This is a genomic window from Blastomonas sp. CCH1-A6, from assembly GCF_001556365.1.
Classification (GTDB): domain Bacteria; phylum Pseudomonadota; class Alphaproteobacteria; order Sphingomonadales; family Sphingomonadaceae; genus Blastomonas; species Blastomonas ursincola.
On the sequence record NZ_LSIS01000454.1, the window covers coordinates 1 to 855 of the forward strand.

General features: G+C 70.2%; 1 protein-coding gene. It reads left to right on the forward strand.

Going from position 1 to position 855, the window contains the following annotated elements:
- Window positions 1-11: 11 nt before the first annotated feature.
- A partial coding sequence (gene trbG / locus AX735_RS20550; RefSeq protein ID WP_066284295.1) for a P-type conjugative transfer protein TrbG occupies window positions 12-855 on the forward strand: 844 nt, incomplete at its 3' end.

Consider the following 855-nt stretch of genomic DNA (forward strand, 5'->3'; position numbering starts at 1 on the left):
GAGCTGTCGCAATGACGCACACGCCATTTCGCCGTTCCGCCTCGGCGGTCCTGCTTGTCTCCGCCACCGCGCTCGCCGGCTGCGCCACCACATCGGCGAAGCCGCCCGCGATTCGCTATGATGATCCGCCGCGCGAGATCGCGGCGACGCCGGCCGCGGAACCGCTCCGCGCCGTCGAGGTGGTGACGATCCCCGAACCCCTGCCGCTCCCCGGCCAATTGAAGCCGGTCGCGGCCGGGGCAGCGACTTCCGAGCCCGCCGATCCGCGCCGCCGTGTCGGGGCCGCCAACGCGGCCGCCCGCGTGCAGCCGGTGCGCGACGGTTTCCTCAACGCCATCCAGCAATATCCCTGGACGGACGGCGCGCTCTATCAGGTCTATGCCGCGCCCGGCCAGGTGACGGACATCGCGCTTCAGGAAGGCGAGCAGCTCGTGGGGCCCGGGCCGGTCGCGGCCGGCGACACCGTGCGCTGGATCATCGGCGACACGGTGAGCGGCAGCGGCGCGACGGCGCGCGTGCATATCCTGGCGAAGCCAACACGCCCCGACATTTCCACGAACCTCGTCATCAATACCGACCGGCGCACCTATCACATCGAATTGCGCGCGACCGCATCGACATACATGGCCTCGGTCTCATGGACCTATCCGCAGGACCAGCTCATCGCGCTGCGCGGCGCCAATGCCGCCGCTGCCCCCGTCGCGACCGGCCTCGACCTCGCGGCGCTCAACTTCCGCTACCGGATCGAGGGCGACCGCGTGCCGTGGAAGCCGGTTCGCGCCTTCGATGATGCAGCCCAAGTGTTCATCGAGTTTCCGGCCGGGATCTCGCAGGGCGAGATGCCGCCGCTGTTCG